This window comes from Frigoribacterium sp. ACAM 257 (assembly GCF_007954365.1).
Taxonomy (GTDB): Bacteria; Actinomycetota; Actinomycetes; order Actinomycetales; family Microbacteriaceae; genus Frigoribacterium.
In genome coordinates this window covers 1327225-1345682 of sequence record NZ_VOLO01000001.1, presented here as the reverse complement: position 1 = coordinate 1345682, position 18458 = coordinate 1327225, and the positions used below count along the sequence as shown (strand labels likewise).

Sequence of the window (18458 nt, the reverse complement as noted above, 5' to 3'; positions counted from 1 at the left end):
GTCACGGGACGGATCAGGCCCTGGCGTGGCCGGTGAGGCTGGCGTGGCCGGTGGCGCTGCCGTGGCTGGCGTGGCCCGCGGGGACGCGGTGGACGCCGAGGCCCTCGAGCAGCTCCTGGCGGAGGACGGCGAGCTCGGGGGCGTCGCGGTCTCGACGGCGGGCTCCGGGGACCGTGACGATGCGCTGGATGCTGGTGGCGCCTCCTGCGGTGTCGGTGTGCGTCGAGTCGGCGCTCGCCGTGTCGAGCTGGTCGGCAGCCTGCTGGCTCAGATCGGCGAGCAGCACGATGCGGTCGGCGAGGTAGAGGGCCTCGTCGACGTCGTGGGTGACGAGGACGACCGTGGTGGGGAGGGCGTCGTGGACGTCGAGGAGCAGATCCTGCATGCGGAGGCGGGTGAGGGCGTCGAGGGCGCCGAACGGCTCGTCGAGGAGGAGGACCGCGGGCTGGCGGGCGAGGGCCCGGGCGAGGCTGGCGCGCTGGGCCATGCCGCCGCTGACCTCGCGGGGGCGGCGGGCTCCGGCAGGGCCGAGGTGGACGAGATCGAGCAGTTCGGTGAGGCGGGCGTCGCGCTCGGGCTTCGTGAGCCTGGGGGAGGCGGTGGTGCTCTTGCTCGGCTTCGGGAGGCCGAGGGCGACGTTGTCGCGGAGGGTGCGCCAGGGGAGGAGGCGCGGCTCCTGAAAGGCGACGGCGCAGCGCTGGTCGGCGTGGCGGGCGGGTTCGTCGCCGATCCGGACGGTGCCGGTGTCGGGCTGGTCGAGTCCGCCGAGCTGGCGGAGCAGCGTCGACTTGCCGCACCCGCTCGGCCCGAGCACGGCGACGATCTCGCCACCGGCCACGTCGAGGTCCACCCCCTGCAGCACCGGCCGGTCGAACCGCCGGCCCACGCCGCGCAGGGTCAGCGGCAGAGCGCGGGAGGCGGACGTCGAGGAGGCGGGCATGTCCCGACGGTAGGGCGGGGTGGCAGGTGCTGTCGCGCGAGGTGTAACGGGGCGCAACAGTGGTGGGCTGGCCCGTATCCGCCTAGGGCTCGCCCGTCGGACGCGCCTGCCCAGCGTGGTTCGTCCCGGGCCTCGGGATCCGCTATGCTGTTCGAGTTGCCTCGGTCGGGGCAACACCAAGAAGTCGGTTGCTCAGCAACAGATTTCTCGGGCTGTGGCGCAGCTTGGTAGCGCACTTGACTGGGGGTCAAGGGGTCGCAGGTTCAAATCCTGTCAGCCCGACCGAAATGACTCGTACACCTTGGGTTTCCGAGACTTTTTTCTTACGTTTCCATCGGGCCAAAGAGCTTTCAAGTGGTTCGGCTCTGAACACAGCCAGCAAGCGCGTGACGTCGTTATATTCACGCCAGGAAGACATTTTGCAGGTGCCACTGGAAGTACGCGGCACTCTGAGAGTAGTTCGGCACTATTCGTCCATGTAGTTCTCGGACGCGGCGTCCGATGGCGCTCATCCTGCCTACTGTCGACGTCCCGATGACTCTGCCGCCATCCACGGAAATGTACCCATCCTCGAAGAGGGCGTCGCAGCCGAAGATACACGCGAGCATCGCAATGCCCGGCAGGTCTCGGGCCTCATCTTCATTCGTCGCCGCACGCTTCTTGATGTGAGACGCCCAGAGGAAGCGCGACGGGAAGAGTTCACCGCACAACGCGCAAGCGGCCTCGTCGCGTCCGTGCAGGAGCGCCATGCGCAGCGCACTCTGTTCTCGCCGCTGGCGGACAGTGGTAAGACGGTTGAGAGCACCCTGGAAGGGGCCCGGGATCGACGCCGCACGGACCGACTCTTGCTCCTCCAAATCGAATTCCTGGCTAGCGTCCGGGACTATAACAATCTGCGGTGGTTTCGTGTCTACAACGCGAGCACCTGGCAACTGGAGCAGGACTGCACCGATGAACGAGCTTCGATTCCCAAGAGTCGCCGGGGTGGCATCAATGGCGCCGTCCCGTCGCAGCGTCTCCATTGCTGTAGCCACACTTGCTACGGGTACAGTCTGACCACTCAGGTATTCATCGGTGGCAACAAGGACGTCATTAGCCCGGACAGCGAGTATCACGTTGATCCGTCGGTCAGAGATCGTGAGCAGCTCGAGGCCGATTAGATCGCGGAGGAAGCCTCCGATTGCTGCGGGGGAAGGGTCAAGAGTCATCGGTGGTCGGGCGAGTACGACTTGTAGAGCTCGCGAATCGTAGGGTTCGTGGCCGGGAACCGTGACGATTAGCCTGATACGTTTTGTTCGATTTCCTTCGCCTGCTGCGCCCGGCTCACGACCGACCCCCGAGGCGGCCACGCTCAGCCGCATCCGCATCTGGTGGACATCAGTGGCATCATCCAGGCCGACAGGCGCATCGAGAATACGTCTCGCTTGTTTCGGCAGCCTTCGGGCAACGGCGGAGTCCACGAATGCGTCCCACAAGGTTGCCCTCAACCCTGCGAGTCGAACGAGAAGCAATTCCAACGCGACGTTGTACTCGGGGTTCCGGGCCGGATTGCCTCGCGACGGTCCACTCCGACTCTCGAGGATCACCGCGAAGTAGTCAGCGTCCTTTTCAATGGAGAACGTCGCAGCAATGGGAGAGCCCTCGTCCGAGTAAGCGTGCACTTCTCAAGAATGGCATGCGCTCTCATCATCCCCAACGTTGGGCGCAATTGGAAGCCCGCGAGATCCCGCGGACCATTTGATCAGCCTCAAATTAGTCATCAATATGACTGGGACTGCGCACATCAAGTCGCTCGCCTCGGAGGGGGCGGGAATGGGGTGGACAGCTGCCGTCATCGACTCATGCCCTGTCGCATTTGTCGTGCCCGGCAGGCTCTCGTCTAAATCGCTGACTTAATTAGCTGATCAGCGCCCGCTGCCCTTCGAATAGCGTGCCATCCGGCGATTGCAAGAGGAGGAACGCGACGACCGACGGTACCCGTAGGTTGGAGCCGTTCGTCCCGTCTCTGTCCTGCGACTTTGGGATGGACAACGACTGCAGGGCGTGCGACCGGCCCAGGCATGCAGAATTATGCCCTTTCCTTGCCTTGGACGGGGAGCGTAGGGGCGGTGGTGACCGAATCACTCGCAGTAGCAAGACGCCAACGTCTACCGCCGATTTCTGCGCCAATGCCAACTTCGCTGACTTTCATCGGGGCCAAGCGGTGGCTCACGAAGCTTCCAGCTTGGGGGAGCGGCAGCCCGAGTGCAGCCGCAATTTTAGGTTGAGGATGCAAGGGCCCCAGGATGACGATTCCTTCATTCTTTAGGTCTCTCCGAGCATCACGAATCCGTTTCGAAGAGTCGATTTGCTGAGCGACCGTCTCCACGGCGGCGTGTGGGATTAGCTCTCCTTGTAACCGGCGAAACAGTGTGTTGACAGCCGATTGTCCCGAGAGCTGAAGTACTGCTTCCATAGCTATCGCGGGATGTTTTACGAGAATATTGGCCGGTAGAGCAGCGCCGTCGAAAATCCACAAAATCTGGTCGATCCCGGTCTGGGACAAGCGGGGGCGCCCCCGGTCCATGGAAGCCATCCCACGCGATTCAGGGCCGGGACGAAGGACGCCAATGCTGAATCGGGATGTCTCCTCATTGGCCCAAACGACCAAGACGGGCACTTCATGCTCTCTGGAATAGGCACGATCGAGTGTCCAGCCGTTTATCCGCTCACTCCATGTACAGGCAACGTCGTAACCGGCGACCTGGAGCGAGGTATTAACGCCGTCGGAGAGATCAAATACCCGTTGTAGCCAGACCTCGATCAGCGATCCAATATGCACTGTCTCCGCCTTGGTCAGCTGAGTTAGGTCCCACCGCCCCGTCCGTCGACCGTCGTATGTCTGATCGAGAGCCTGTCGTATAGCACGTCCGCACCGGATGCCCTCGGGGTCGGCTGCCTCGATGCAGTCCCTGATGCGGTGCACTTCGGGGTCTTGGTCGGGAGTAGGGGGAACGGCTGGCGTCCTGCGAGCACGCGACTTCCAAGTCGGTTCCGGCCATCTGGCCGGGTCGGGGGAAGAGGGGCGGGCTCGTCGCGTTCCCGAAGACCCAGCTAAGGCTCTCGCGCTCTTTTTGTCTGCGGCCGGCTGCGAGCCGTCGTCGAAAAGGGCAAGATCATCGGCGGCGCTAGCAGTCATCGTCTACCAAGTTTGCGAGCGTCGGTGATGCTTGTGCTTGGCTGGTTGCGGTATATTTGACCATCCGAGTCTCCTGTCCTAGGCGCCACCACAACCAATTACATCACGTTCTGCATCGATGCATTTCCATGCCCGCGTCTCGGCTATTATACGAGAACAGTTTCGTGTTAGTTATCGAAATATGGTCCGCCTATCGCGGGGCCGTGTCGTGGTCGAGGACAGCACTGACCATTTGTATCCATCCATGGCGTTTCGGTTCCAGAGCTCACCAAGCTTGGGGGCCAATGCGGTGCCGGGGCGACAGAATAGGGACACGGGTGGCGGTCTGCAGACGCTGTCCCGTTTGACTGTGCCGGTCGGGTCACGTCGCGATGCTCGCGCGGGCACTCGACAGGACACTTTGAAAGAAGCCCGGTACGAATTCATCGCCAACCAGGAGTTTACGGTCGAGGTACATGTTGCTGCGCTCACACGAGGTCTCGGAGACCAGGCTGCACGCATGACAGGCAGCCAAGTTGAGACTGTTCATTCCTTGCCCGCGGCTCTCCGCGCAGACGGGGTTATTGGAGCACCGATCGGCATCCTCGACCGCGCTCAAGAGCAGTCTGGAAAAGTACCGCGCCTCCCCCAGACGTACGAGGCCGCCCAGGGTTCCCTGAGCGTCTCCGTTGCTCGTGTAGATCAGCAGCCCGCCTTGGGGGTCAGGACCGTCGCTCGAGGCGTAAATGCGTTCGGAAAGAGACGCGGCGGAGTATCCACTCTGGAACTCCAGCCGACGCATCAGTAGGTGAGCCAAGGTGTGCAGAAGAATGTATCGCGGGTGGAGATCGTTGATGACGGCCCTGCGATTCGACAGGTTTGCGCCTCGATCGATCCAGTGCTGGGTGCGTTGCCGGACGGCGGTATTTTCCTCCCACGCGCAAAGGGCTTCCTCGTTGAATCGCAGAAAGATACCCTCCCCAAACTGCTCGATGGCCGGGTACCACTTAAGGCCGTCGATGGTCCCAAGATCCACGCGAGTGAAGTCTTGCTGCTCGTAGCGGCGGAATCCCCGCAACGCACGTACTTCTCGCAACCTCCGGACCAATCCGACGTCCGCAACCAATTCGGCCAGGGCCGGCATCGGACCCGGCTGCCGAGGGTAGTCCGAAGGAAGCACATCGAAATCAGGATTTGTCACTTCCGTGTCCCCGGCCAGTACCCTGTCGAACGCCGCCCATTCTCCTGAACGAAGATTGCTCTGAAGTTGTGCCGTGTCTGCCGCGGGATCGGCTCTTAACATGTGGCGGACCATGTACTCCGGGGCCCCGGTCTGGTCCGCGATGACCGGTACGGCAAGATCGAACAAAGGGCCTTCTTGCTGCCCAAAAACGCCCTTAAACATGTCGTTCTGGAGGACTTTGGCCCGGAGCGCAATCGTGGCTGATTCCACCTCTGGTATGTCGATCGCCGAAGCCGTCTCCGCTTGGTAGACGCTTGTAGACCCCCGTTGGACGACTCTCAGTTCCTCGGTGCACTCCTTGGTGGCATCCTGCGGCTCCCAAGGCTGCAGGCCCCAACATCTGTACCCTTCCTCGGCCAAAGACGTGTTGCGTCCTAGCGACCCCATGTCCCTCGAAGCGCCACAGGCGCGACAAAGGATCCTCAACGAACGCAGTCCTTCGCCCGCCTCCGGATTCGTTCGCAACTCCAGGTGCTCGGAGTCTTTGCATTGGCGTTGCTCGTCGCTCGAAGACTCAAAGTGAGCCCACCGCCGCCAGTCGAGGTCCTGAATGTGACCTCCAGCAGCGCAGACCGCGACGAAACGCATCGGGACCATGAGTCCCCCACATCTCGAGCAGTCGTTTGTGCTGGCTCCGTTCTTGTGATGGACCCGGTTGGACATCAGAGTGCAGTCCTGGCAGAATCGCCATTTTGGAAACCGCCGGTAGGGTAGGGCGAAGCCTGGTCTGCGACTAAAGTCACCGGCTGTGGGCGGACGACGTAGCTGGAGAACGCCCAATTCCCTTTCCAGCGGAGGGCACGACATGCGCTCGCAGGTCTCCTCATTCCAGGTCCCAGTGTCCATCCCAATGAATGACTCGCTCTTGATGTCAACGATGGCGCCGACTCCAAAGGGATAGATAGTTTCTTGCAGGGTGAGCTGGCGCATATCAGGTGTTTTGTCCTGCCGTCCCTTTAGGCTCATGCTTTCTCTCCGATTATTTTGATGTTGACATTTGAATCGACACTGCGCATCGAATTCATGACAGCCCAGCCATGCCGATCCTCGTCGAAGGCGCGCATCAGAGCCGGCTCTTTGGGCGTCCCTCGAAGGGGCTCATACCGCAGCGCCGAGTCTCCGGTTTCGGGGTCCGGGGAGGTGCGAATGCGCCACTCGTCGATTAGGCGATCAAGATGCTTCATCGTGGCGAGATATTCGTCCGGATCCGAACGCTTCACTACATCCAGTATTGTCTCCCGGACGTTGCGCACCACATTAGAATCGGCCCGGAAGAGTACTGCCTGCGAGTCGTCTCGCCATGGGCTCAAGTGGCGAATCATTGTAACGAGGACGGCTGCCAAGGACCGGTGCCTGGACGCCGCCGACCAGGGAGTCACACTGGTCGGTTCCACACTGCGATAGAGCGCTTGGTGATAGCCGAGGAAAGACTCGTAGTGAGAACGATCGCGTGGGCGTGATGCCCGGTACAACGTGACGATGACGCCGGGGACATCGCCGCGTCCGACCCGACTCGTGGCCTGGATGTATTCCGAGGTGGTCTTGGGTTGACCATTCATGAGCATCAGGGCCAAGCGCGGGACATCGATACCAACCGACAACATGTTCGTGCAGGCGACCACGTCCACGGCATCGCCTTTTTCGAGGCCGCGGGCCAATCGCTGAAGGCTTTTAGGAAGTTCCTGGGCATCCACGCGGCTGGTCAACTCCACAAGTCCGTCGCCGCGGATCTGCCGGGCCCTTCCCGTGGGTCCCGGCCGGGTCGCCAGCAAACTATTGACATCGTCCCGGACCAGGGTCACGGTTCGACCGAGTTCGCGCAGGCTGTTGTGGTATGCCACCACTGTCCAGTATGCATCGGCACCCTTCAGGTCTTGTGGCCCCTGAGTGGCCATCCTGGGCGCTTCAAGCATCGCGCCGGTGGCTCGCACGACCGACGTAGCCTGTGTAAAGGCCTGCGGCATGAGGCCGATATAGGTCCTTCCTGGGGCGTCAGTGTCTTGCACGGCACGGGCAAAGTAGCTGTCCTCTTCAGTAAGTCCCGAGGGTGGGAACAGTTCTACTTTCCTCGCCATCAAGCCTTTTACCTGGTCCTCGGCGGAGCGGATCGTCGCGGTGGAGGCGACAATTTTCGGGCGTCCCCCGCCCTCCCCGATGATGCCCAGGACCGCGGCGTCGTAGATTGCGACCGTGGTGCCGAGGGGACCGGAGAGTAGGTGCATTTCGTCCTGGAGGATGAGCGACGGTGGTTCATTGGCCGTGTTGCCGGCGCCAAGCAGGACCCCTGCCTCTTGCATAAAGGGCAGCCGCGCGAATTTGTCGACGGTCGCCAGCAAGATGGTGGGCGGGTACTTGTAAATTCTTTCGTCGACGACCTCGACGGGGAGCCGATCGTGGAAAAAACAGGTCTGGTCCGGGCACCGAAGCCAGATATCTCCGGCGGAGCTGACGGCGCCATAATCTCTTGCGTGTTCGGACTTGGTTTCTGGCATCATGCGGTGCCCGCACCAGGGGCATCGAGTGAGCTGAAAGGGGTTGTCGGGGATTTCCCGTTTTCGGGTAAGTTCGAGGCGCCTGATCGCCTCCTTCTGCGTCCCTGGGGTAGTTGCGTTACCGACCCAAAGTCCGATGGTAAAGGGGGCCATGCCCTGTGCGAGCGAATCGGTCATTCGGAGGCGTTCCATGGCGCAAACTAGAGTCGCCGCGCGTTCAAACTGTTGTGTCGTCAGCAAGCGCAAGGTGTAGCGGGTGATAACGGCGGTACCGCCTCCTCCAATCCCGTGGTGGAGCCGACGTCGGAATATCTCGAACGCCGCCAACCCGAGATAGGCCTCTGTCTTGCCTCCACCGGTGGGGAACCAGATCAGGTCAACAAGGTTGCGGTCGGCGTGTTCAGCGTCCGCGGTGCTGGCCAGCGCAACGAGGATGAAACCCAACTGGAACGGTCGCCACGTCGGTTTACCTTCGAGTTCGGTTGTTTTGCGACCGTCAGCTTTGGCGCGGCCAGATTGAAGCATTTGTTCCTGCATGGCGGACATGGCCAGACGGAAAGCGCTCCTGGCGGTGGAGGAGCCCTCCAGGAGGGTAATTCCTTCGCGCATGCGGTCAACGGCTTTGAGCTGTCGGTCGGTGATCCTCTGGGCCGCTTGCCGGTGGTGTCGCTCGAGGCCAAGCTCTTGCTCAGCCTGTTCCTGGGTCCAGAGTTGGTATTCATCGACGAAGGTCCTCAGCTCGGCTAAGACGAGTCCGGTGTATTCTTGAATCTGTCTGAGACGATCAAGCTGGAGAATCCCCGCGTTGCTTCGCTTGGCCTCGACGGCTGGGACGGTGTAGCGAGGTAGAGGATCCAAAGACACCCAAGAGCACCCACCAGCTCCGTCATGTTGCCAACGGACGGATGTTCCATGACCCACAGCGAAGACTTGACGGTGTCGGTACCGCACTGCAAGCTCTTCTTGTTCTGGATCCAGCCGGAGGTCCTCGACTGTCCGGTAGGGAAGTATCCGACCCCCAATCGAGCGGACGGTCATGCCGACTTGGTAGAGGCAGTCCTCGGTGCGTAGCTGTCGCTCGCCGTCTCTCTCCGGGGCTTGGCGGGTGTTGCTAATGGCAATGGTAACTAGTGAACTGTTCTCGCCGAAAGGCCGCCATCGAACGTCGAGATGCACGCGCCCGTCTCCTGGGGATACCTTTGCGGCTGCCTGATCGCACCGGATTGCGGGAAATTCGTGGCCCACACGCTGCCAGGCAACATGGGTGTCGGTCTTCTCCTCGCCGTAGGTGGCGTACGTTATGTCGACCTCTACTGCGTTACCGTCGTGGATGAATGAAAGGGCGCTGGAGGAGGGGTGGTAGGCGTTCGCCATGTCAATGGCGGGTTCCTCAAGACCATCCACTCTTTCTTCGCTGGTGTTCTCCTCGGTCGGCGGTTGCGGTTCCTCGACCTCTGCGCCGATACCGACGGGGTAAAGAACGCCAACGAGGTAGGTTGCATTCGGGCGGTTCCTGAGTCGTTCTTTCGGTCCCTCTATTGGGCCCAAATATTGCTGCTCGAGGTGCGCGACCACTCGATTCTGGCGTTCGGCGGCTTCATTCATGGCGGGCATTGTCTTTCTTTGCCTCCTGCTGGATGTATTGAAGTGCGTTTCGTCCCATGACCTGGTACGCGCTCGGAGAACTAATCACGTAGAGGGAGTAGCGAGGGCGGGTCATCGCGACGTAAGACGCGGCCCGCCCCCTGGGAGTGTCGAGGTCGGTGACATCAACGACAATCACGTGCTCCCGCTCCAGGCCTTTTACGTTCGCTGCTGCGGCGACCTCGACGGACCAGTCGTTGACGGTGTAAGTCGACGGTTGCAGGCCCTCATCGGCCAGGATCGACAAGGAGGCGTCTGCGGCAGCACTGATGATGGTGATCTTTTTCCGACTGACGCCCTGGCCGCGAAGGGCATCAAGGCGGTTGTCCAAGAGACGTCGAACTGCTTCCGAGCCCTGGGCTTGCACGATTGAAGCGCCCGGCCCTTCACCGATGCGTGGGCTACCAAGATCCGCCCCGAGATGGGACTGGACCGTTGTCACGACTGTGCGGGCGTTCCTCACGTTCTTCGTCAGATCGACGATGGTGGCACCGGCCTGTATTTCCTGGTAAACCGCGTCGTCAAATACCCCGACCAGGTGAGTCTGATTATTAGGGTCCAGGAAGATCCACCACCGGCCGCCGTGCAATCCGCCACGCACAGAATCGGAAAGCCGACTCATGTCCTCGACGTTGAGTAGGTCCTGTGCCTCGTCCACCACGACGACGTCGAAGACCGGTTCTTCAGGAATCGAATTGACGGGCACCAACTGAACCGTGCTCTCGCTCAATAATTTTGAGGCGAAGTCCAAGACGCCGGGGGAGCCGCATACGAAGGCCACAGAACTGCCGTCGGCGGTCGCCCGGCGTGCTGCTTCGATTGCCAAGACGGTCTTTCCTGTGCCGGCCCCGCCCAGGACTAGAACCCGCGAATTGCGTTCGAATGCCTGCATCGCATCGACCTGCTCATCGGTCATGGTCAAGATATCCCGCTCGATGAGCATTTCGGTGTCCGGCACGGTACGCATGGCGTCCACCTCCCGCCGCAGGTAGGTGACGACGATGGAGAGGTCCGCCATCGGACGTAAACCTTCGCGCCGAGCGTGGTCCGGTGGTGTCCGAGCCATACGGGCCAGCGCGTCAAGGCTGCGCTCCAATGCTAAGGGCGTCATCCGCTCCAACCCGATGTGTTGCTGCGGAATCCATTCCGCGTCTGCCGGCAAATTCTGGTCAGGAGTCACCACCGCGTAGGCGAATGGCCATCTGCCGTCCGACTGCTCAGCGAGAATGTCCAGCAACGCGAACGTAGCGTCTTTGGCCTGCACCCATGGGCTGCGCTGTAGAGGATGTTGAGCTCCTTGCCGGTCCATGGAGTACCAGAGGCCGTGCTCGGTCCGACCGATTCGCCCTCCCTTGACCTCCAACACAAGGATCGCTCCCTTCCACAGCACCACGAAGTCCGCCTCACCCATCACCTGTTTACGGTGTCGAGGAAGGTGGACTGAGTGGTAGGCAACACCTTCGTCCGAGCGGATAGCCGTGAGCAGTTCGGCGACCTTAAGCTCCGCACGACTCTGAGCGCTGATGTAATCAGCTGGTGGAATCAACTTCACGATTCGTCCACCCCCCAGTGCTGGGTGAACCCCCGGTAAGCCAAATCAACATTAACGTTCTCGATGGTGTCCTGAAGATTTACTACCAGGCACCGCTCTGATCCGCGATTCTTAGGTCCTCGCAGCCCACGCCCCACCATCTGCACATATTCGCTCTCGCTCAGGGTCGGTCGAGCGACATAAAGTGCACGGATCTGAGGAGCATCAAAACCCTGGATTAACAACTCACAGTTGACCAAAATTTGAAGAGAACCGGTTTTGAAGTCAGAAATCACCTTTGACCGCTCACCGCGTGAACTCCGCCCGCTTACTGATGCTGCCTCGACGCCCTCATTCTTCAAGATCGTTGCCAGGACTTGGGCCGAGAGCACCGACGGCATGAACACAAGAACCTTCCACCCCTCGGGCAGTGCAAGGATGTGCTTGACGATGCCCTTCGTCCGTTCCTGGTCTTCACCCACCCTGTCCAACGTGTCCTGCGACAGGTTGTTGAAATCGATTTCCGACTTATCCATGGTCAGTCTTATACCGGGAAGGGTCTCGTGATCGATACGAGCCAACACCTCACGATCTTGAAGTTCTTTTATCGGGTTAGATCCCAACGCTTGAACAAGATTGTTTCCAAACCGCTTGGCCAACAATTCCGTTGCCTCAGCGCTCCTACCCCGGTATGGAGTCGCGGAGAGACCGATCAGGGGACGCTCCTGGTGCCCGAGGTCAACCCCGAGCCTTTGGAAGATCCTGCGATACGTCTTACTATCCGCTGCCCGGTGAGCCTCGTCGACGATCACGGCGACAGGCGAATAGATCCAGTCGTACGAATCATCGTCGATGTGCTCATAAAGCATCGCATCGGTAGCTACGACCACGCTCAACTCCAACTCGGGTACTTGAGGTCGATGCCCACCAAAGAATCGATTTATACTCAACGACCTTTCATCGGAGAACTCCCGCCAAACCTCACTCCACGTCGTGATGGCCTGTTCACACAGTTCCGCCGACTGGGCGATCCACAACACCGGGCCAGTTGTCGCGAAATCGCGGTCCAAAAACGCCTTCACCAGCGATTCGACAGCAACACGGGTCTTCCCGGCGCCGGTCGGCAACTCCAGGAGTGCCTTATCGGCATTGCCGGGGTTAGAACGAAGGCAGAACCTTAGTTCACGCAAAGCATCCCGCTGATAATCGTGCAACGCCCCGAGGCCAGGTTTGCCCATCACGGTCTCCGACGGCGGACGCAAGGGCTTGGGCGTCCCGGCGAAGTCCGGTGTGAACCCAAGATCTGTGACGAACCTGCGGGCAGGCCCAAGGCCGCCCCACTTGTCAGGAGGCGTCAACCCGCGAGACCTTAACTCGCCCGTCAATTGAGCCAAACTGTCAGTGCCGAATGAATCGAGGAACAACCGAGCCATGTCGCCGTCGCGCACCGAAGAACTCATAGCGCGAAGGGTGCCTGTGAGACCACGAGGAAGCTTGGCGTCGAGCTGAGCCGGTGTCGCCAATACCTTAAGTCGGTCCTCGTTAGATGTGGCAGCACGACACCGCTGCCTGACTTCGTTAGTATCGGCGTCACTAAGTGCTTGGATTACATCATCAATGTCCGCGGCACTCAGCCGGAGACCGACTTCCTGGCTGATCCAAGTGAGGAGATCGTGAGCATCCTCCCTCACTGAAGGATCACTGGTCACGTAGATGGTCCCACCGTAGAACGTCCGCGTCAGGGCCTGCTCCTGCGTACCGGCCGGCGTCAACTGGCGCGCCACGATCCCGGAGCACTCTGTGATGGTGAGTCGCCGATCTCCCCTGTCGAGCAGCCTCAGCACGGGCGGAATGCAGTCCGTGAGCAGAACTGGCTCGGCAGGTTGCTGTGGAATTACTTCGAACTGGATGGCGGTCGCGGCGTCCCGGAAGTCCGCATGCTCGAAAAGAACCTTCCGAAGCGTTCCGTCCTCGACGAACAGGTATGGACTCTTCGATCGCACCAGGACATCGACCTGCGCCTGGTCGGATGCGACAAAGACGTTCCCGGCGGGAACCAGGTCGAAAACCGAACCGACGATGGCCGGGACGTCGCCTGTCCAACGTTGCTCATCGCGGATCTTTGAAAGGGCTTCGGAGAGAAATTTGAGAAGTGAGGTGGTCAATGCGGGAGTCGCCTGCATGTCCTGACCTGCCCTCATTCCCTGCAGGAGCATGTCGGTGTCGATCTCCTCGATCGACTCGGCCAACGGCAGCGTGCCAAAATGCGAATCCAGGGGTACCGGCACCCAAGGAAAGTACGGTTGGAGAAGAGGGGAAACTGCGCGTGATACCGGAAGCACGCCATAGGACGTCTCTGCGAGACCCCACTCCATTACGGCCCACAGGTGCGGGGCCGGTACCGTGAAGCTTTCTGATCCGTCCGGGCTATGCAGATTCCACTCTCGGGAAGTGCCGGTTCTAAGCAGGGCTGCGGTCAACTGGACCAAATCAGGTACCGGTTGTGGGTTCACCTGGAATAGATCATGGATGAGCCCCATGGGGCCTGCTCCTTGTTCTTCAGTGAAGTACCAGTCTTCCGGTACTGACTTCTGATCCCCGTCAGTTGCTCCTTGGACCCGTTCGATTGCCCAGGCGCGATAGCGTGCAAACTCCGGTTCATCGATCACCGGGTACCGGTGTGAAAAGCCGGTCACGACGCCCAGCGCCTCGATAAGGTCCTCGCTCAGAAAGTTGGGTACCAGCTCCCGATCTCGCCATGGGAGTGTTACAGCAGGCTTGCGAAGTGCGAAGACCTTTTCGGAGTCCCGCCACGTGGAGGCTTTCGTGCTGACCTTCACTACGTTGCCCGCGCGCCTCCAGTCTTTTAGTATCAGCAGCAATCGACGTGGCTCGAGGTTAAGGGCATGGTCCCACAGGTCCTCCCACTGACGATCAGTGGAACCAGGCCCCATGGTTGAGAGCATCGAGGTGAAGACAATCTCGGAGTCCAACGTCTTAAACCCAAACTCCTGAAGCACCTTGCGGCAGGACGGATTTTTGGCGATGTCGCTCGACACCAACTCGTAGCCCGGCAGCGCCGGTCCGACATCAGGAGGAAGGTGCACCGTTGCTGACTCGCTTAGGGTCACTCGCCGCCCTCGGTCGGTAGGAACGATCCGAGCCGAGGACAACGATTTCCGGGCCATCTCCGGTTCAAGGATCGAGATCATCGTCAGCGCGGCTCGTGGGTACCTCGAGTCGTCCACATCGCCGAGCATGCTCAACCAGACCGAGGGATCAAGTTCGTTCCTTGAAGGCGGCAAATCTCGTTGAAGAAGAGCTCCGGCATCGGCGAATGCCCTCCGGTGCATTTCTCGAAGGCGGACCCTCAATGTCCCATTTTTGTCATCTTGGTAACATGACAAGTGAGGTACATGCTTAGGCGTGTGGGGAGCAGCGATCCATGCTGCCATGGCAGCCGCAGGGAGGACAACCCCGTAGTTGAGGGCAATGATCTCGGATCCATGACGTAGCTCCCCACCGGAATCGGGGATTAACGCCGCTTCCGAAGCTTTGCGATGAATCTGCGAGATCAGGGCTTTGTCCGCCAAGGAATGGTACTCCTGGGGGCGGCTCGGTAGATATCGAAGGTGGCGCGCTGGCTGCTCTTGTGTACGCAGGTGTGGCAAAGAATCAACGAACAGTTGAGCCATCGTGTCAAATATCTCGGTGTTGTACTTCTTCTCGGTCAGGATGTGGCTGCGATCCTCGCTCAGCGCCCATGGAGCGTTGAAGATACCGACGGCAGAGGTCCGGTCGGACAACGGGAAGTTTGCCCAGAACTCACCCTCTTTACCGGGGGAGTCCAAAGGCATGGCGCAGGTGACGAGGATCGACTTGCGAGCAATCGCGTCGTCGACCTCCTGCCGAGCCGCCAAGGAAGGTTGATGTGCCGTCTTGAAAATGGCCCATTGCTGGGCAATGAGTCCGGGCCCTCGCAGCTCATAGGACGACGGCCCTACCGATCTGCAGGAGTGCTCGACCTCTCGCTCAACACCTCCACGACGTATGACGATCGACAGCTCCTCGACGTGAGGCGTGAAAATAAGAAACTGGGTTTGAAAGTCGAGTAGTTGTTCCTCCAGCTCCACATGCTCCCGAAGCGGAAGGCGCACAACGGTGCTAGCCCATCCCGTAAGTTCACACAGAGTGGCGTCATCGTCGATCGCGTCTGCCGCGTTCAAGACCGTGGGTAGCCGCAGAATGGGTAGGTCGTCCTCATTTGCACCGACCGCACTCAGGATCACTCGGGCTTCCGGCGCCCCGAAGTGGAAACTGACCGACCGACTAAAGACCTGCGGGTTGTCGGTCACGGCTAGCACGGACTTAAAACCCAGGCCGTAGCGACCGATCTCTTCGCCCCTCTTATCGCTGAGGTAGGCGTGAGTGATCGCGTCGATCCCTGCCTGGTCGAACTCCGCGCCGTCGTTCGCGCAGTACAGGTACCGGTCGGTCAAGACAAGCTTGATCTGTCCTGTTTGTCCCGATTTGAAGATCGCGTCGGCCGCGTTCTGAACCAGTTCAGTGATTTGACGACGTGAGTAGCCACTCGTGCGAAACGAGTTTTCCTGTCCAACATGCTCCTGGAGCAACTTTGGATCCTCGCTATAGATGCGAGGAACCACCGACTGCCAGTTCTCGAGAAAAGCTAGGAGCACTTTATTCGGCTCGCTCCACACATCGTGCGTCATTGCTGGTTCCTTCCCCACGCGGATGCCTTGATCATAATGAGGTCGAGGACTCTTCACTTGTGGGAACGCCGTCATACGCGCCACTAATTTAAAGCAAAGGGCCGCAGAGGCTCGTAGCTGGCTGTGCAGGCAGTGCTGTAGCTGGGTGCGCGGGGCGATTTCAGATCAGAACCCGGATCGAGGTCCAGTGGCGGGTCGGGACCCACGTTCGGGGCCCTCCGTGGGATGGGCTGACGGGGGCCGACTCCTTTTCTTGTGCTAGAAGCGAGGACTCGTTGTGGATGGAATCCACGGTCTCTTCGTCATCAAGTCCAGGAAATCGGGGGGGAGCTCTCGACCGAGAGCAGCCGCTAGAACGTGAGCCGCCAGACGCGGTGGAATTGCGTTACCGACCTGCTGGGATACGTCCTTGCCCGACCATGGGTAGTCAGCAGGAAAGGTCTGGAGTCGACCCGCTTCTGAGACCATGAGGCGCCTGAGCTCACCTTTGTCAGAGAACAGGCGGTTCCGGGAAACTTTCCCAGTGACTGTGAAGGCTGGTTCTTTTGAAGTTCGCCGGCCGCGGGCCTTCGGGTCACCGCCGGTCCCATAGTTAGACACCAGTTCATAAGGCTCGACTCGGTCCAAGGTCTCGCCAATACTTCGGTACGGCAGCAACGTAGGTCGAGTCGCGAGGGCTTCCACCTGCCTGTTCCTAAACCGGTGGTGAGTCGGGGCTGGCAGGACGGGGGTCTGGTATCGGTTCGCGATCAAGATTGCTCGGCGGCGGGTCTGCGGAACTCCGTACTCCTCCGCGTGAAGTATGCCGGTAACGGCGTTATAACCGAGAGACTGCAGAACTTTGCCCATGGCCTCCCAAACGGGCAGGACCGCTGGTACCTGCTCGAAGACGATCACCTCGTAGGGTTTTCCCGACCGATGCGCCTCGAGCGCCCACCGCAGCGGTTGAAGCACGAGACCAGTTCGTTCATCATCCAAGGCGGCCAGCTCCTTAGAGACATTATCCCCGTCGGCCATACGGTCAATAAATGACAGGACTTGGTTCAACGCCTTACGACCGGCACCTGCCCCGGCCACGGTATACGTCTGGCACGGGGGGCCCCCGGTGAGGATCGTTGCATGAGGAAACTCTTTCGGACTGTGTTCCCGCACATCACCTTGCACGGTTTCCAGCCCCGCAGACCGTCTCGTCGCGCAAGCGTTTTCGTCCCACTCGACGCCAGCCACGGACAACCCCAACCAGCTTGCGGCAACATCCAACCCACCAGGACCGGCGAAGAGATCCACCATCTGGGCGGCCGAAGGAGGGAAGGCCGGCTGTGCAAAGGTCATGACCAGCGATCTTATCGTCGACAAGTCAACAACGGATCGAGGGGCGTGGCGTCAGTCACCCGAAAACAGGCAGTGCTCGCCGAACTGGGATGTCTCGAACCTAATGACGGCGAAGTCCTCGTGCGCCATTAGGCAGATCTAGTCGCTCTTCTGCCAGCGACGAGCTCGGTCTGCCAGCTTGCTCGTCACCAGGACCGACACGGATTTGGCCCGGTCGAGAGTCTCGTCGCCCAGGCGCTTCGCCGCGTCGACGCCGTCACCGCCGCGATCGATGGCCGTGTCGCGCATCTCGACAACTGCGGTGGTCCAACGTTTGGCTTCCTGTACGTCGTGAGAGTTCTCGATGCCCAGACCGTCTTGGAACCGTGTGATGTCCGAGCCGACATTGTTGCTGGAGCGGACGATGGAACCCGATGCGAGGGGGTGCAGCAGGACCTTGGACGTTGCCAGATCCGCGGCTGCCTCGAGTCGATCCACCAGGATCTCCGTCCTGCTGGCAATGACCTCGAGGCGCTTGTCGCGTGCCGCCATGAGGCCCTGGCGGTGGTTGTCGAGGTCTTCCGGTGACGCGTCGAGGACGCGATCCAGTTCCAGTACCGACAGGCCGTCCTGGAGTTGGAAACAGCTCGCCAAGACCGCGAACCACTCCTGGGCCCTCGACTCGACCTCCCGGGTCGCATCCTCGAGCTCCGACATCTTCTTCTTCTCCAACGACTCGGCAAGAGCGTCGAGCTGACGCAGGGCATAGACCTGCGTTCGCGCGATGGTGGTGGAGGTGGTCTGAACCTTGGACCAGGTGATCTCGGAAACGCGTCCGACCTCGCCGCGAACAGTCATGGCGTCCTTGATGACCAGGTCGACGCCGACCATGTCGGCCAGCACCGCATCCTTCTGCCCTCGAAGGACGTCGTCGACCTTGGCGTCGATCTCCTCGAGATACTCACTGATCTCGTCCATCTGTTGCTGCATCGCGACCTGCGCCATGATGCCTGCCGCACCCGCTAGGACTGCAGGGTTGGTCAAGGTGCTCACGCCGCCGCGTGAGAACTGGATCAGGCCCTTGATCTTCCCGTTCTCCGTCAAGACTCCGCGGCTGAGACCCTTGCCGGCACCCTTCATGACGTCGTACTTCTTCATGGCCTCTGCGGACTGCTTCGTGAGCTTCACCCATCGGCCTGAGTGCTCCGCGATCTTCGCGCCCGCCTCGAGAGCGCCCGAGGCGATCAGCGCCGGCCTGACGCGCCCGAGACCGAGGTCGCGCGAGTCGAGTCCCTCCGCAGCGAGAAAGCGATCCACTGCCTCGGCGGGACCGACGATGGCCACACCTTCTCCATCGCTGATCAGCTCGATGTCGTCGCTCATGGGTTCCTCCAGGCATGCTCGTGC

General features: G+C 60.6%; 9 protein-coding genes and 1 tRNA gene. 1 reads left to right on the top strand and 9 read right to left on the bottom strand.

Going from position 1 to position 18458, the window contains the following annotated elements:
- Positions 1 to 13: 13 nt before the first annotated feature.
- Entirely contained in the window at positions 14 to 940 is a 927-nt protein-coding gene (locus ES689_RS06175; RefSeq protein ID WP_146901490.1) for an ABC transporter ATP-binding protein, read from the bottom strand.
- 208 nt (positions 941 to 1148) lie between these two features.
- Between ES689_RS06175 and ES689_RS06170 the strand changes: the two genes are divergently transcribed.
- Positions 1149 to 1222 (top strand) — tRNA-Pro (locus tag ES689_RS06170).
- Positions 1223 to 1341: 119 nt separating this feature from the next.
- On the opposite strand, the gene ES689_RS06165 is transcribed toward ES689_RS06170, so the two are convergent.
- From ES689_RS06165 to ES689_RS06130, 8 genes are all read right to left on the bottom strand, one after another.
- Positions 1342 to 2601: a hypothetical protein gene (locus tag ES689_RS06165; protein ID WP_146901487.1), complete on the bottom strand. Its 1260-nt coding sequence runs from the start codon at positions 2599 to 2601 to the stop codon at positions 1342 to 1344.
- Between the two features lie 407 nt (positions 2602 to 3008).
- Positions 3009 to 4118, bottom strand: a complete 1110-nt coding sequence (locus ES689_RS16100; protein ID WP_146901484.1) for a NaeI family type II restriction endonuclease — start codon at positions 4116 to 4118, stop codon at positions 3009 to 3011.
- Positions 4119 to 4479: 361 nt separating this feature from the next.
- Positions 4480 to 6270, bottom strand: a complete 1791-nt coding sequence (gene drmB / locus ES689_RS15830) for a DrmB family protein (RefSeq protein ID WP_223269445.1) — start codon at positions 6268 to 6270, stop codon at positions 4480 to 4482.
- A 32-nt stretch (positions 6271 to 6302) separates the two neighbouring features.
- Positions 6303 to 9437 (bottom strand): helicase-related protein, encoded by a 3135-nt coding sequence (locus ES689_RS06150; protein ID WP_191330197.1) that lies wholly within the window; start codon positions 9435 to 9437, stop codon positions 6303 to 6305.
- Positions 9430 to 11028: an NERD domain-containing protein gene (locus tag ES689_RS06145; protein ID WP_146901475.1), complete on the bottom strand. Its 1599-nt coding sequence runs from the start codon at positions 11026 to 11028 to the stop codon at positions 9430 to 9432. The genes ES689_RS06150 and ES689_RS06145 overlap by 8 nt, the downstream gene beginning before the upstream one ends.
- Positions 11025 to 15740, bottom strand: a complete 4716-nt coding sequence (locus ES689_RS06140; RefSeq protein ID WP_191330195.1) for a DEAD/DEAH box helicase — start codon at positions 15738 to 15740, stop codon at positions 11025 to 11027. Before ES689_RS06140 ends, ES689_RS06145 begins: the two co-directional genes overlap by 4 nt.
- Positions 15741 to 15998: 258 nt before the next feature.
- Entirely contained in the window at positions 15999 to 17030 is a 1032-nt protein-coding gene (locus ES689_RS16095; RefSeq protein WP_223269444.1) for a DNA cytosine methyltransferase, read from the bottom strand.
- Between the two features lie 180 nt (positions 17031 to 17210).
- Positions 17211 to 18434 (bottom strand): hypothetical protein, encoded by a 1224-nt coding sequence (locus ES689_RS06130; protein ID WP_146901466.1) that lies wholly within the window; start codon positions 18432 to 18434, stop codon positions 17211 to 17213.
- Between the last annotated feature and the right edge of the window lie 24 nt (positions 18435 to 18458).

Bases quoted from the DNA above. Each gene is read 5' to 3' on its own strand.
- ES689_RS06175 (WP_146901490.1), bottom strand. From the start codon at position 940: ATGCCCGCCTCCTCGACGTCCGCCTCCCGCGCTCTGCCGCTGACCCTG.
- ES689_RS16100 (WP_146901484.1), bottom strand. From the start codon at position 4,118: ATGACTGCTAGCGCCGCCGATGATCTTGCCCTTTTCGACGACGGCTCG.
- drmB (WP_223269445.1), bottom strand. From the start codon at position 6,270: ATGCGCCAGCTCACCCTGCAAGAAACTATCTATCCCTTTGGAGTCGGC.
- ES689_RS06150 (WP_191330197.1), bottom strand. From the start codon at position 9,437: ATGAATGAAGCCGCCGAACGCCAGAATCGAGTGGTCGCGCACCTCGAG.
- ES689_RS06140 (WP_191330195.1), bottom strand. From the start codon at position 15,740: ATGACGCACGATGTGTGGAGCGAGCCGAATAAAGTGCTCCTAGCTTTT.
- ES689_RS16095 (WP_223269444.1), bottom strand. From the start codon at position 17,030: ATGGTGGATCTCTTCGCCGGTCCTGGTGGGTTGGATGTTGCCGCAAGC.
- ES689_RS06130 (WP_146901466.1), bottom strand. From the start codon at position 18,434: ATGAGCGACGACATCGAGCTGATCAGCGATGGAGAAGGTGTGGCCATC.